Source organism: Arthrobacter sp. TJ-240 (assembly GCF_058269195.1).
Genome location: NZ_JBZCNG010000005.1, coordinates 23,447 through 35,688, shown reverse-complemented (window position 1 = coordinate 35,688; position 12,242 = coordinate 23,447). Strand labels below are relative to the sequence as shown.

General features: G+C 62.5%; 18 protein-coding genes and 1 pseudogene. 8 read left to right on the top strand and 11 right to left on the bottom strand.

What is annotated here, in order from left to right; genetic code table 11:
* The first annotated feature begins 217 nt into the window (after positions 1–217).
* From AC4D2C_RS13050 to AC4D2C_RS13040, 3 genes and pseudogenes are all read left to right on the top strand, one after another.
* A complete protein-coding gene (locus AC4D2C_RS13050; protein WP_490915318.1) occupies positions 218–490 on the top strand; it encodes a hypothetical protein in 273 nt (90 codons plus the stop codon).
* 128 nt (positions 491–618) lie between these two features.
* Positions 619–1,137 (top strand): recombinase family protein, encoded by a 519-nt coding sequence (locus tag AC4D2C_RS13045; RefSeq protein ID WP_490915317.1) that lies wholly within the window; start codon positions 619–621, stop codon positions 1,135–1,137.
* A pseudogene (locus AC4D2C_RS13040) lies at positions 1,053–1,343 on the top strand (hypothetical protein); the annotation flags it as partial. The gene AC4D2C_RS13045 and the pseudogene AC4D2C_RS13040, both read left to right, overlap by 85 nt.
* Here AC4D2C_RS13040 and AC4D2C_RS13035 read toward each other — a convergent pair.
* On the bottom strand, positions 1,299–1,622 hold the full coding sequence (locus AC4D2C_RS13035) for a recombinase family protein (protein WP_490915543.1): 324 nt from the start codon (positions 1,620–1,622) through the stop codon (positions 1,299–1,301). The pseudogene AC4D2C_RS13040 and the gene AC4D2C_RS13035 overlap by 45 nt on opposite strands.
* Before the next feature lie 163 nt (positions 1,623–1,785).
* On the opposite strand from AC4D2C_RS13035, the gene AC4D2C_RS13030 reads away from it, so the two are divergent.
* Complete coding sequence (locus AC4D2C_RS13030; RefSeq protein WP_490915316.1) at positions 1,786–2,349, top strand: GVDTG sorting domain-containing protein; 564 nt, start codon at positions 1,786–1,788, stop codon at positions 2,347–2,349.
* Positions 2,350–2,553: 204 nt separating this feature from the next.
* On the opposite strand, the gene AC4D2C_RS13025 is transcribed toward AC4D2C_RS13030, so the two are convergent.
* The 4 genes from AC4D2C_RS13025 to AC4D2C_RS13010 all read right to left on the bottom strand — a co-directional run bounded on the left by AC4D2C_RS13025 (position 2,554) and on the right by AC4D2C_RS13010 (position 5,085).
* A complete protein-coding gene (locus AC4D2C_RS13025; protein ID WP_490915315.1) occupies positions 2,554–2,778 on the bottom strand; it encodes a hypothetical protein in 225 nt (74 codons plus the stop codon).
* A gap of 24 nt (positions 2,779–2,802) precedes the next feature.
* Positions 2,803–3,882, bottom strand: a complete 1,080-nt coding sequence (locus AC4D2C_RS13020; protein ID WP_490915314.1) for a T6SS phospholipase effector Tle1-like catalytic domain-containing protein — start codon at positions 3,880–3,882, stop codon at positions 2,803–2,805.
* Between the two features lie 114 nt (positions 3,883–3,996).
* Positions 3,997–4,650 carry a recombinase family protein gene (locus AC4D2C_RS13015; RefSeq protein WP_490915313.1) on the bottom strand — a complete coding sequence of 218 codons (654 nt, stop codon included), beginning with the start codon at positions 4,648–4,650 and terminating at the stop codon, positions 3,997–3,999.
* 174 nt (positions 4,651–4,824) lie between these two features.
* Complete coding sequence (locus AC4D2C_RS13010) at positions 4,825–5,085, bottom strand: GlsB/YeaQ/YmgE family stress response membrane protein (protein WP_490915312.1); 261 nt, start codon at positions 5,083–5,085, stop codon at positions 4,825–4,827.
* A gap of 251 nt (positions 5,086–5,336) precedes the next feature.
* Between AC4D2C_RS13010 and AC4D2C_RS13005 the strand changes: the two genes are divergently transcribed.
* Complete coding sequence (locus AC4D2C_RS13005) at positions 5,337–5,498, top strand: hypothetical protein (protein ID WP_490915542.1); 162 nt, start codon at positions 5,337–5,339, stop codon at positions 5,496–5,498.
* Between the two features lie 210 nt (positions 5,499–5,708).
* Here the strand turns inward: AC4D2C_RS13005 and AC4D2C_RS13000 are convergent, their stop codons facing one another.
* Positions 5,709–6,605, bottom strand: a complete 897-nt coding sequence (locus tag AC4D2C_RS13000) for a DUF2382 domain-containing protein (RefSeq protein ID WP_490915311.1) — start codon at positions 6,603–6,605, stop codon at positions 5,709–5,711.
* A gap of 90 nt (positions 6,606–6,695) precedes the next feature.
* Positions 6,696–7,322, bottom strand: a complete 627-nt coding sequence (locus tag AC4D2C_RS12995) for a hypothetical protein (protein WP_490915310.1) — start codon at positions 7,320–7,322, stop codon at positions 6,696–6,698.
* 460 nt (positions 7,323–7,782) lie between these two features.
* Between AC4D2C_RS12995 and AC4D2C_RS12990 the strand changes: the two genes are divergently transcribed.
* Positions 7,783–8,559, top strand: coding sequence for a GAF domain-containing protein (locus AC4D2C_RS12990; protein ID WP_490915309.1), 777 nt, complete (start codon positions 7,783–7,785; stop codon positions 8,557–8,559).
* Between the two features lie 79 nt (positions 8,560–8,638).
* Here AC4D2C_RS12990 and AC4D2C_RS12985 read toward each other — a convergent pair whose 3' ends face one another.
* The 3 genes from AC4D2C_RS12985 to AC4D2C_RS12975 all read right to left on the bottom strand — a co-directional run bounded on the left by AC4D2C_RS12985 (position 8,639) and on the right by AC4D2C_RS12975 (position 10,040).
* Positions 8,639–9,403: a GAF and ANTAR domain-containing protein gene (locus AC4D2C_RS12985; RefSeq protein WP_490915308.1), complete on the bottom strand. Its 765-nt coding sequence runs from the start codon at positions 9,401–9,403 to the stop codon at positions 8,639–8,641.
* Positions 9,384–9,665 carry a hypothetical protein gene (locus AC4D2C_RS12980; RefSeq protein ID WP_490915307.1) on the bottom strand — a complete coding sequence of 94 codons (282 nt, stop codon included), beginning with the start codon at positions 9,663–9,665 and terminating at the stop codon, positions 9,384–9,386. The genes AC4D2C_RS12985 and AC4D2C_RS12980 overlap by 20 nt, the downstream gene beginning before the upstream one ends.
* Positions 9,666–9,806: 141 nt before the next feature.
* A complete protein-coding gene (locus AC4D2C_RS12975) occupies positions 9,807–10,040 on the bottom strand; it encodes a hypothetical protein (protein WP_490915306.1) in 234 nt (77 codons plus the stop codon).
* A gap of 674 nt (positions 10,041–10,714) precedes the next feature.
* Between AC4D2C_RS12975 and AC4D2C_RS12970 the strand changes: the two genes are divergently transcribed.
* Entirely contained in the window at positions 10,715–11,449 is a 735-nt protein-coding gene (locus tag AC4D2C_RS12970) for a GAF and ANTAR domain-containing protein (protein ID WP_490915305.1), read from the top strand.
* Positions 11,450–11,496: 47 nt separating this feature from the next.
* A complete protein-coding gene (locus tag AC4D2C_RS12965) occupies positions 11,497–11,733 on the top strand; it encodes a hypothetical protein (protein WP_490915304.1) in 237 nt (78 codons plus the stop codon).
* A gap of 130 nt (positions 11,734–11,863) precedes the next feature.
* Here AC4D2C_RS12965 and AC4D2C_RS12960 read toward each other — a convergent pair whose 3' ends face one another.
* Entirely contained in the window at positions 11,864–12,163 is a 300-nt protein-coding gene (locus AC4D2C_RS12960) for a GNAT family N-acetyltransferase (protein WP_490915303.1), read from the bottom strand.
* Between the last annotated feature and the right edge of the window lie 79 nt (positions 12,164–12,242).

Genomic DNA, 12,242 nt, shown 5'->3' with positions numbered 1-12,242 from the left:
AAGAGAGGACCACCGACGGTGCCTCGCGACGAGAAGTTCAATCCCGCGTGAACTCTTTGGGAGCCTTTCCAATGGCACAGGGCCAGTTCGCCGACCACGGGCGTCTCAGCCAACGACCAGTACATCACGTGCATCAGGGACCTGGGCCCCTGATGTCCTAGGCGAAGGGTTTGAGCAGTGCACCCTAGAACGCCGTTCAAGCGGACCAGCGACGCTCGTGCGCCACCGACCCTCCACCCGGTGGCCCCCATTCCAGCGCCGGCGCATCTTCGTCGTCCTGTACGTCCATGGATGGTCCGACTACTTCTTCCAAACAGACCTCGCCCGTTTCTGGCACAAGGAAGGTGCCGCCTTCTACGCGATCGACCTGCACAACTACGGACGCAGCCTCCGCCCGGGCCTCGTACCCGGTTTCGTGACGAATCTGCAGGAATACGGAGGTGAGCTGAAGTTGCGGGCTCGCAGTACGTCGTGTCAAAGGATCCTTTGACTGGATACGCGAGGTGGTCGAGAGGAGGGTCAGTAAACTCCAGCATCAGCGGGGAACTCGCGGCCGGGATCTGTCTCAGCAATGTGTCGCATGTCAGCGATTCTCAACAAAGGAAAAACAGGCCTTTGATGAGTGTGGGGAACGCGGAGATGGGAAGCATCGGATACGCCAGGGTCAGCACTTTGGAGCAGAACGCGGATCTGCAGCATAAAGCGCTCACTGCTGCGGGCTGTGATCGGATGTTCACCGATCAGGGGGTGAGTGGAACGACGGCCAGCCGGCCCGAGCTCGACAAGCTGCTCGATCATTTGCCAAGTGGTGATGAGGTCGTGGTGTGGAAGCCGGCTCGGCTGGGACGCAATACCCGCAACCTGCTGGCCCTCATTGATGACCTGGATCGTCGGGGTGTGCACTTCCGCAGCGTTACCGAGGGCATCAGCACGACCCGGACCGCCCAACCCCCGCACGCGCCAATCCCGCTACGCTGGAAGAACCGAGAATGTGACAGACAGGGACTGGGCCAGAGCTGGGAACCGAACCAGACTCAGTACGGAGTGAATGAATGCCATCGGATTACGGTGTTACGCCTCGCTACACGGTCAGTGACGAGGGTGGGTTTCTGCGGGTGCGGTGGACTGAGGGCGTGACTATGGACGCCGATGATGTTCGATCAAGGATCTCGGCGATCAGCGCGATGTCTCCTTGCGGGACACGGCCCATGCTCGTGCACATTGGGTTGGTCGACCGCATCACACCCGAGGCCAAGCAGCTACTCGTCGACGACATTGCCTCGACCCGGATTGCCATACTAAGCGAGGACGAGGTCGGCAGGGTGCTCACCGCGTTCAATCACAGGTCCGCGGTACCAAGCCGGCACTTTCACAACGAGCGTGAAGCGATCACCTGGCTTACCGAAGACCCAACCCCTGAGGCCGACGCAGGCGACTCCTGAAGGTTCTGCTAACCCTCCCGTCTGCCAGAGAGCTTTCAGGCGAGCGGTCAGCCCGGGGCGGTCGTCCTTCTTCCTCGAGGCGAGGTCCTCGTACAGCTGGGCCTCGTCGACGCCGGTTCCGAGCAGGACGTCCCGTTGCGGGTCGGTGGTCTGCGATCCGTCGGACTTCGACACGCGCATGTAGCCGACGAGCATCCCGGGACTCCTTTCAAGCGCCTCATGGTCGCCCACATCCAGCGCATCGACGGGGACTACGAACCAGCCGGCGATCAGGACTACATGCGCCGGCTCCTGGAACTCCTGGCACTGCCCTGGGTCGGCCACCCCGACTACAACGACCCTTATGGACGCACCGTACCCCCACGTCCAGCACATCCACGGTGGAGCCAAGGGCGTCTGCCCCACGCCTGCCGACGATGCCAACGGTGACGGCATCGTGAACGTCGCCGAAGGCGTCCCGGGATACGGCGACATCCTCACGACCCTGACCACCTCCGGTGCGTCAACCCCCGCCGAGGGACTCAACCTCGCCCTCGGCGGACAGGGCGGCACCTACTCCATCAACCGCACCATCACCATCGATGAGGCCACCCAGAAGTCGCTCGCCGCCGGCACCGCCGTCATCGTCGTGCACGGCCTGGACCCGGCAACTGCCGGCGTCTCACCCGAGGTCTTCGGCAGCCCTTCCGAGATCGCTCCCGAGCTTCCCCTCGGCGCAACCTCTCCCGCCCTGTGCGGCACGCTCATGAAGACCCAGATGGGCGAGATGCCCTACGGCGGAGCGGACACCGGTGTGGCCACCGAGTCCTCCAGCTCGACCGGCATGCTCGCCCTCGGTGGCGGCCTCGTCCTTGCAGCAGCAGCCGGCGGCACCTACGCAGTGCGCCGCAGCAACGCCAAGGCATAACATCAGCCGCATGTCCTGACCACCTCGTGATCACGAGCTGAACGGGGAAGCGCCGCACACCCCCCGTGTGCGGCGCTTCTCTGTGTCCGGCAGGGGCAATGGTTATGCGAAGTCCAAAGGGACCGGTTCACCCACGAGTGGACGGCTTTGAGCTCCACCCTTGGGGCTCCACCCGCCCACAGGTGGATGAACTGCAGCGACGCTTCACATCCAAGTAGCGGCTGGGGAGTGACGTAGCCGGCAGTTCTCGTCGTTCAGCTCGGCCGCGGTGAGCATGATCAACTCCTCGCGCATGACCAACTCCTCGATCCGTTCGTCCATCCGCTTCGCGTAGTAGATCGGTGTAGTGCGCGATTGGGGCATGCGGAATTCGTCGACTTCGCGAACGAGGTCGTAGCGCAGGTCTAAAGACCGTCCCCGCTTCGTCACTCAAGGCTCAGGGGAAGTCTGCACTCACTGGTTGCTGAGTTCCTGGACCCACGGCGAAAGGTTCGGGTTCCTCGGGTGATAAGGAGGGTCTCCTTTTCCCCAGCGCAGCAGTACTGAGTCATCTACTGTTTCACCTATGCCGGTGCGCACTGGGCGCAGGTGTCGCTTGTTCCAGGGTAGGAAGCGGGCTATGCCGCAGAGGGCATTCGCATAGGAGCGGATCGGTCCCCGCCACTCGTTTCCCTCGAGAGGTACTGCCGGTGGTTCTAGTGCGAGTCCGGCCTCAAGCGCATGTCCGGCGATCCACTCACGCGTGAGCACCGAGAGGGGATTGGCGACGCCCGGTTTTGATGTGCCACCGCCGCCGACGTTGGTGTGGGAACCAACGAACCACCGCTGCTCGACGTGCGTGGTGTGATCACCGGTTGGAATCGGTACGTCGGTCCATAGCGAGGGCGTGAAGTGCGCGCGGTGCTCATCGATCGCTACTGCGTGATAGGCGTGATCCACCAGCCCGCTCAGTGCCGTGTCGTGGAACTTGTAACGGTCGCGGGCGAGCCAGCGCCCGATGCCTCCGGGAATGCCGAGGTTACCGACTGTGTCGAGGACCCCGATGAACCGAATGCGAACGAGCCGCGAGTGTTCAAGGAGGAGGTGGTCCTCCGCTGTTGTCGCCGGTTCTCCTTCGGTCTGCATTTCCCGCAGACCAGGGGTGTCACTTCCTCGCCTGTAGCGGGCGAATACTGCCTCAGCTGAAAGGACATCGGGTGCGATGACCCCGCACTTGGCGATGGCACCGGCCAGGCTACGTGCTGTGAAGGCACCACGGCTGTAACCGAAAAGGTAGATCCGGTCATCGTCGCAGCGGTGACGCTCGGCAATGAAACGATACGCGTTGATGATGTCCTCATTCAGGCCCCCGCCGAAGGCTCCACCGGTCAGACGCTTCCAGACACTGGCACCTGTTCCCACACCCGGGTTGTAGTAGATCTCCTGCACTGCTCCTGCGGTGTCTCGGGGAGCGGTACGTTCGTGGAGTTGCGCAATGTTGGTGTGATCGTCGCGATCCTGCCATGTCCCATCAAGGAAGAGCGCGATATTCATCTGTGCCCTCTCGCCCTTAGCTGCTGGTCCAACACAACAGCCTAATCAACGGAGCCCGTGACGGCCCTGCCGATGAGGAAGACCTGATTCAGACCTGCACCGCATCATCATTTGTCACCAGCCGCTGTTGTGGCGGGTGGGGGAGCGGGCTGGTTCTGACGGCCCGAACGCGATGGTGTTCTCAGAGGGAAGGTGTGTAGGGGCAGGGTGGATGGCCAACCACTCGCGGGCTTCGAGGTTGTTGACCCGCCGGTAGAGGGTTGCCCGTGACACGCCGGGGTCCCGGGTGACGTGAGAAGCATGTTGGCCTTGGGCGATGAGCCGACGGGCGTTGCCGATCTGGCTGTCGGAGAAGGTTTCGCGTCGACCACCCACATCCATGCCGGCGGCGCGGCGTTTGGTGTTGGAGTCGTTCACGCGTTCGCGTTTGATCTCGAGCTCCATCTGGGCCAGGGCCGCCATCACCGTGAAGACCATGGACTCCACCGGAGTCCCGGTATCGACGTTCCCTCCGCCGAGGTCGAGTACTTGTAGGTTGATGTTCTGGGTGCGGATAGTGTCAGCGAGGGAGAGCATGTTCGCCGTCGACCTGCCCGAACGGTCGAGAGTGGTGACGATCAGGGTGTCGCCCTCGTGGAGAGCTTGAAGAGCCCGATCGAATTCGGGCCGCCGCTCAAGCCCACCGCTGACCCCGTGATCCACGTACAGGTCATCGCGACGAACCCCGGCAGCGAGGAGGTCCTTGATCTGCCGGACCGTGTCCTGCATCCGGGTCGATACTCCGGCGTGAGTGGTTCTGAGACGAAACACGGTGAGACGAATTTGTAGGGCAGGCTGAGGCTCGTGATTACGGGGGAGCGAACACTCGGCAGTCGACCTGCGCGGGTGTCTTGAGGGGCCCCAGATTTTCGAGACGGTCACAGTAGGTAGGAGCCCTGGTTGCTAAGGGCCGGGTGTGCGTTGAGCTGCGATCGTGTTCGGCACGCTAATCAGGAGTGCTGATGCGGTGGAGGCAATGAGGAAGCCGGTGAGGTTGAGTTCGAAGAGTGGTCCTGTTCCCAGCAGATGAGCCAGGACGGCGCCTGCGAGGGCGCCTGCTATACCGAGCGATAGGGCTACCAGCGGTTTCAGGTGCTGCTTTCTCGGTTTGAGTAATCGGGACATGGCGCCGACAAAGAAGCCGACGGCCGCGAACTCAAGCACCTGACACACCATGAAGCGAGGACCGTGATGCGGTGAGCAGTCGGTTCTTTGCTCTCCTGCCGCTACTGCTCGAGAAGCCGGTGATGTTCTCCCATGTCCGGTCAGCACCTGTTGGTGCGCACGTGTCCTTCACGGTCATGAGGGCCGTATGTCAGCCCATGAGGCGGTTCCGTGGTAATCAGCTGGTGGCGTGTTGCTGACTGTGACGAAGACCTGCGCGGTCTGATCATCGCTGTGCAGATCCAACCACAATCGCTCGACAAAGACGTGCGTGCCATCCGGCAACCGCACAGCAGTACCGACCGGCGGGAAGACGTCCGCTTTCAAGGACGCGAGGACGTTCCCCTGTTCATCCAGGAACCTGGTTCCGCCGGTCGAGTTGGCGTCCAGGACCACAAAGGGGGCGTTCATGATGTCTTCCTCTGCATTGCTCGTTGCCTTACTTGTTGTTTTGTTACTCGTACTGGTTGTCGCCTGAGGCGGAAAGCTCCTGCTATCAGCTTTCTCGACCCCACTGTTGTTGACGCTTCAATGCATGAGGGTGGAGAGCCGCTCTACGCGGCGCTCCACCCTCTACTACTTCGGGCCGCCAAAGGGCCCGGTCCTAGCTGGGCGTGCTCGGCCTAGTGGCGGCGGCCCGCGGTGTCGGTCCCATCGATTCCGTCGGTGGTGTCGTCGAGGAGTTCGATCTTTTCCTTGCGGATGTCGCTGGTGACGGTTTCCTGCTCGGTGATCGTTTCCTTGTCGAGGCGGACTCGTTCGACGGGAACGGCTTCCTTCTGAACCACGGGGCGCTCGGCGTGGAGGACGACTTCGTGTTCCTCTTCGCTGATCGCCGGCCCGTCGTAGGCGTCGCCGCGGTTGGCGTTGGTGATGGGCTCGCGTTCAATGCGGACCTCTTCGTGCGTCACGGGGACGGTCTTGGTGACGTTCTCTGTGACGACGTATTTACGCAGGCGGGCCCTGCCTGCCTCGCGGCGCTCGGTGCCGACGTGGAGCTGCTCCTCCGAGCGGGTCATCGCATCGTCGGTGGTTGGGCCGGAGGTGTCGTGACCGACGGTACCGGAACGGTCGATGCGCTCACCGCCGGACTGGAAACCGGCCTCATACCCACTCGTCCCTGCTGTGGTACCCGTGGTCGTGCGGGTGGTATCGGTGTCCAGGAAGTCACCGCCGGTGGTGTTGGTGGTGCCACCGGTGTGACCGGAGACGCCGTAGTGGCGGTAGAGGCGGTCCTCTTCCTCTGGGCTGAGGTTGCCGTCGGACTCGATACGGGGTGCGTCCTTGACCTGGTCCTTGGAGTAAGCGATCGTCACGTCATCGCCGTTGACGTTGGCGCCCTGCAGGGGTGCGAAGGACTCATGCGTGCCGAACAGGCCCGTCTTCACGGTGACCCAACTCGGATCACCTGTCTGGTCGTCGAGATAGATCTGGCCGACCGAGCCGACCTTCGAGCCATTCGAATCCAGGACATTGCCGCGGCCGGAGAGAATGCTGTCGATGTTGTTCTGCGTGATCATGAAGTGCTCCTTCTGCTGTGATCGGGCATGGGCCCGGTAGGTCTGTCTGTTCTGGCGCTGGGTGGCGTGGACGTTGCCGGCCCCCATGGGTCAGTGGTTGGTGATGCCGGCCTGGTGGTCGATCCCGACCTGGTCGACCTTGCGGTGGAAGTGCATGCCGGCCTTGCCTCCCAGGATCGCCCCGAGGAGAGGGACAATGACGGCGATCATCAGGGCGATGATGCCACTGGCCGTCAACAGGCTGCCGTCGACGGGGATGCTGGGTGCCCCATTGATGCGGGACAGCACATTGAACTGGTCACCGGCGATGGCGGCGAGTATGGCCAGGACGATAGCGATGATGATGCCCCACAGCCACACGGCGACGCCCTGCTTGACTCCGTCGAACCGGGCCATCCGGCCGGCAACGTACCCGCCGCAGTAGTAGGCCAGGAACAGCACGATGGCCAGGACGATGCCGCTGACGATCCCGATGGTCTGCGCGTTCTCCTGCGCCTGGTTTGCCGCATCCTGCGCGCCGGAGGTGTTCGCGGCCCCGACGCCGACGCCGATCGCGGTGGCGAGGGCGCTCAGCAGGACGGTCAGGCCGATAGCGGTCAGCCAACCGAAGAACGCAGAACCCCATTTGATGCCACCGAAGCGTTCCTTCTCTGCCGCGACGACGTCGTTCCTGCGGCTCGTGGGGGTGCTGGCCCCTGAGGTGTTGTGTTCTGCCATGTCAGATCCTTTTCGTAGCCGTTGCGCAGCTGCCGCATCCTTGCAGCTTGCTTCGTGGTGCTTCTTTCGCATGAAAAATGCTTCCACAACTGGATGCCTAAGCACACTGATAATAAGTTTGCTTTCCTTCTTGCCTTGATGACACAGACTGTGCGAGGACACCGCCACCGGAGCGGGGCGGCGTCGTGGTGGCAGGACGTGCTGGCGTTAGGGGTTCGGCTGTCATCCCCGAGGTGCTGGTTGCAGAACTCCGTTGGTCGTCCCCGGGGTCAGGGTGGCGGCGGGGCAAGCTCCGGGATGCAAGCACGTGAGAAGACGGTTGACCTCGCCTGGTCGGGGCAGTCTGCGTTAGCGTTGAGATGGTAAGCATGCTGACGAAAAGCGGGGCGGCGTTAGCTTTGGTTGTGTCCCACTGGTTCAGCGATGGAGGTGGGGTATGTGTGAAGGGCTCGGAGGTCATGTGAACGGCCAGATGCAGGTCAGTCTCACCACGCTCGCCCTGTCGAGGGCGGGGTTCACCGTCAGTGACTTGTGGGTGAGGTACTACGCCCTCGGAGGTGACGTGCTCGAGTTCGAGGTGCGGGCCTACCTCGGTGGGCTACTGGTCCTGCCGGCGAATCAGCGCAACATCCTTGCCGATGCCATGAATGAACTTCTTGAAGGCAGCCCGGTAGGTATCCGGATACCCCGCAGTGAAGAGGACGAGCCCGCCGAAACGCCGGGGGACTCCCGGAAAGCCCTCGGTGCTGCCGGCTCGTTCCTGTTCACTGCCGAGGAAGCCGAGGACGAACGCCTCGACGCAGTCCATTGCACCAATTTGCTGGACTCAGCGTCGGAGGATCGTTTCGACCGCTATACCCGCCAAGCCAAGGACTACTTCGGTGTCAGCTCATCGATCGTGACGCTGATCGATGATCACCGGATGTTCCTCAAGTCCGTCATCGGGCCCATCGCGCAGAACCTGCCTCGAGAGATCACGTTCTGCCACGCGACGATTCGAAGCACCGGACCGCTGATCGTCACGGATGCATTCGAGGATGAACGCTTCAAGACCAATCCGCTTGTCGTGGGGGCACCTTTCATCCGGTTCTATGCTGGCTATCCCCTGCAAGGGACTAGGGGGTGGGTCGTGGGTACGCTCTGCATCATCGACCAGAAGCCGCGCGACTTCTCCGGTCATGATGAACGATTCCTTCGGAAACTGGCACGACTCGTCGAGGATGAGATCAACACCTGATGCCCTTACCCCTGTCTTGCCGGTCCTCGTCGCTCTGCCTGATTCAGGCAGTGGGGGAGCGGAAAGGAAGTAGGGCGGCTTAGGTGAAGTGGGTTTGGACGGGCCCGGTGTGTCCCAGGGAGGACAGCATCGCTTCGGCGAGGTCCCTCAGTTTCATGTTCCGCCCGCTCGACGCCCGAAGCAGGATCGCCATCGCTTCTTCCTGGCTGCACCGGTTCTGCGCCATGATCGCCCCGACGGCCATATCGATGGCTGTGCGGGATTCCATGGCTGCCTGTCGGTTCCGTGCTTCGTCACTGAGCTGAGCGATGCGGACGGCAAGCCGGAGAGAGCGTGAGGCGTCACGGGCGAAACCTTCAGCGACGGCGATGCCCTTGTCGTCGAACGTGTTCGGTTCGGTGGAGTAGAAATCCAGACCGGCGCTGGCGCCGGACTCGAGCCTCATGGGAATACCCAGGGCGGAGCGGATTCCGTGAACTGCGATCGCTTCCCTGTACTCGGGAAAGCGTGTCTCCGTGAGGAAGTCGGGGATGTGAACGGTGTAGCCTTCACGCGCGGCGCGCAGGCAGGGCCCGTCGTCGAAGCCGTACTGAATCTCGTCCATCCGCTGTGCTTCAGAACTGCTCGCAGCCACTGTCACCATGGACCTCGGCCGCAGGAGGGTTACCCCGCAGAACACCTCCCCGTACGCGCCGGTGAACGCTGTGGAAGCGACCTGCACGAGACCGGTCAGGAACTCCTGGACGTCGCCGCTTTCCATCACCATGTCCTGCAGCATCGCGGTCACAGTGTCTTGCTCGACCTCGCGGGTCAGCTGCTGCTCGTCAGGCATGGTGCTGCCCACCCTGCCCGCGCGGGCCCTGCACTGCCGAGAGTACCGTTGGCTCTCCTCGCTCCGGTGCGTCGTCGGAGATGAGGTCCCGGAAGTCGAGTTCTTCGTTGACTTCCTCGAGCCGGCCCTCGGTCTCGGGGGACGGACCGTCCTCGTGCACATACTCGTGATCAAGTTCCCGGTGGAGCTTGCTGTTGAGGACCTCGACCTCCGGTTCGGTCAATGCGCCCAGGTCCACGGGGAAGGGCTCGTCGGGAGTGATCCTGGTGCTCATCAAATGCTCAATTCATACGCTGGAAAGGAAGGACCTCTCTACAGGTGGCAGTCTGCGGAGAAGGTGCGGTCGTGGCCAATCATTCTACTGATTGCTCTGCGCTGTCCGGCACGAACGGGACAGGGAGAACTCAGTGATGAGTCAGACCAGAAGGCTGTCCGGAAGGTAGGTGGTGGTGGCGTAGCTCTCGCGGTGGTCGAGTTCTTCGAGGACTTCCGCGAGGCGGAACTCGGTCTCCTGGCGGGCTTCGAAAGCGTGAACGTATTCGTGATCCAGCTGGCGCTGCAGACGGCTGTGCAGGATCTGGATGTCGGCGTCGTTCAGCACTGCGAGGTCGTCGGGAAAAGCATCGGTCGGGGCAAACCTGCTGTTCATGATGTCTCCTTCAGTAGCGGGGTGAACGGGATGAACGGGTAAAGCAGCAGCGCACGACAGGGTGGGGGGCTATGTCAGGAAGCAAGGGAATATGACGAGGCTGCTGCCGGAAGGGGGAGCCGTGCGGTTCGCTCGCGCATCGTGGACACACTGTTGTCCACGATGCGTAGAGGAATCACATCCGCGTCCGTCCTGGACGGCAGTGCGGCGCACGCTTGGGTGAGAAGCTCGGACGCCTTCGGATCGGTGAAGGGCGCCCGTGTCAGATCCACGGTGACGGAAGGATGCCCCGGCAGGGCGTGGGCACGCCTGATGACCGGGAGAAGACCCCGGTAGTTGGTGGTGGTGAAGCTGCCTCTGACGTCGATAACGGCGGATTTGCGGGACAGGTCGACCCGTACAAGGGCCTGGAGACGGGGGTGCATGAGCTCCGCGCTAAGAAATTCCGGTGGCCACTTGCAGGACCAAGAGAAAGCATAAGGTTTCTAGACTCCTTAGCAAAGTCCCCTCTTTGCCTTGCCTGAGGATGGATGGGCGCAACGCCGTTCGGGGCAGCCCTAAACTTATGGAGGGACCTTGTCTAACCAGGGTCCATGAGGTCGAGCAGCCGGCCTCCTTACTGACAGGGGTGGTACCCCTGCGCAGGATCGTGCTAGTACGCAAAGGCATACTCCGTGACGACAACACCCCCATCTTCTTCCGAGCTGTTCACTCTTTTCGGGCGGACGAACGGCTACCTCCTGACCGAGGAAACCGCGCACGACGCCGTTGACGGTCTGGCGGCAGTCGCCCGTGACATCATCTGCACCGCGCAGGGCGCCGGCGTGAGCCTGATGAGCCGGGACGGGAAGCGGTTGAGCGTCGGTGCGACGGACGAACAGGTTCTCGAAGCCGATGATCTGCAGTACGAGTTCGGTGAAGGACCCTGTATCGCGGCTTGGTCCTCGGGCGCCCCGGTGCTGATCGCGGATACGCACACCGATGGGCGGTGGCAGCAGTGGACGAGCGCGGCAGCAGCATCGGGGATCCGGTCGTGCCTGAGCGTGCCCCTGGTGCACAGGCAGGCGGGGCTCGGGGCGATGAAGGTGTACTCCGACCAGCCTGATGCCTTCTCCGAGACCGATGAGGAGTTGCTGACGAATCTCGCCCGGTCAGCGGCCGCCTTGCTGGGTCATATCCAGGCCAGTGATACCCCTCAGCGGATCAGCAACGACGTCAAAGCGTCCCTCGCCAATCGGGACGCCGTCGGTATCGCCCGCGGCATCCTGATGGAGCGGCTTAACCTGGACACGCAGGCAGCGATGGATCACCTCATCGACCTCGCCACAGAGCAGAAGACGACCATCGGGTTGGTCGCCGCCCGCATCAGTGAGCGTCAGGACGGCCCCGGCCCCACCAGTGGGGCGTGATGTTGAAGCGATCCCCTGAGGAACAGCGGCTCCGCACTCTGGACGCCATGCACCAGGTTGGCCTTGACGTCCAAAGGGTGTGGCTCCACTACTTTTCCATCGGCGGCAACGTCGACGAGTTCGAACTCAACGCGTACCTTCATGGGCTGATGTCCCTGACACCCCTGGACCGGAACATGGTCTCCCACGCCGTGAACGAACTGATCAGCGAAACTCCGCGCCCGGCCGCCCCCTACGACGAGGATGACGAGGAGGAAGACGCCGAGAGCCTTCGAGAACCCTGACCGTGAGATGACCGTGCCGGACATGCGACAGGCCATCTGCCGGGCCACCTGCGAGAGACCAGTAATCAGAAGCTTGCGGAGTCCTGTACCGGTCCGCGGAATTAGTCATTTGTGGGGCGTGCTGGTGGTGTCAGTCATCTAAAACGAGTGACCGGAACTGGGGGTAGTCATGCAAAAACCGTTGGGTCTGCGGACAGTATGCGCTGACTGCGAGGCGGCGCCGGTGAGCGTTGAGGAGTGCGCGACGGATGAGGTCAGCTGCCAGTTCGGCTTGGTAGGTGGCTTCGGTGACGAGGGTCGCCTGCAAGGTCAGGTGGCCTGCTCGTAGCGTGTAGGTCATGGTGCCGACGAGGTCGCCGTCGCTGAAGAGCTCGAAGCGTGATCGCAAAGGGAACTGGTTCACCCACAGGTGGACGGTTTTGAGCTCCACCCTTCGGGCTCCACCCGCCCACAGGTGAATGACCACCACGATGGTCTTTACCGATCCGCATTTATCGTACCCATTGCCA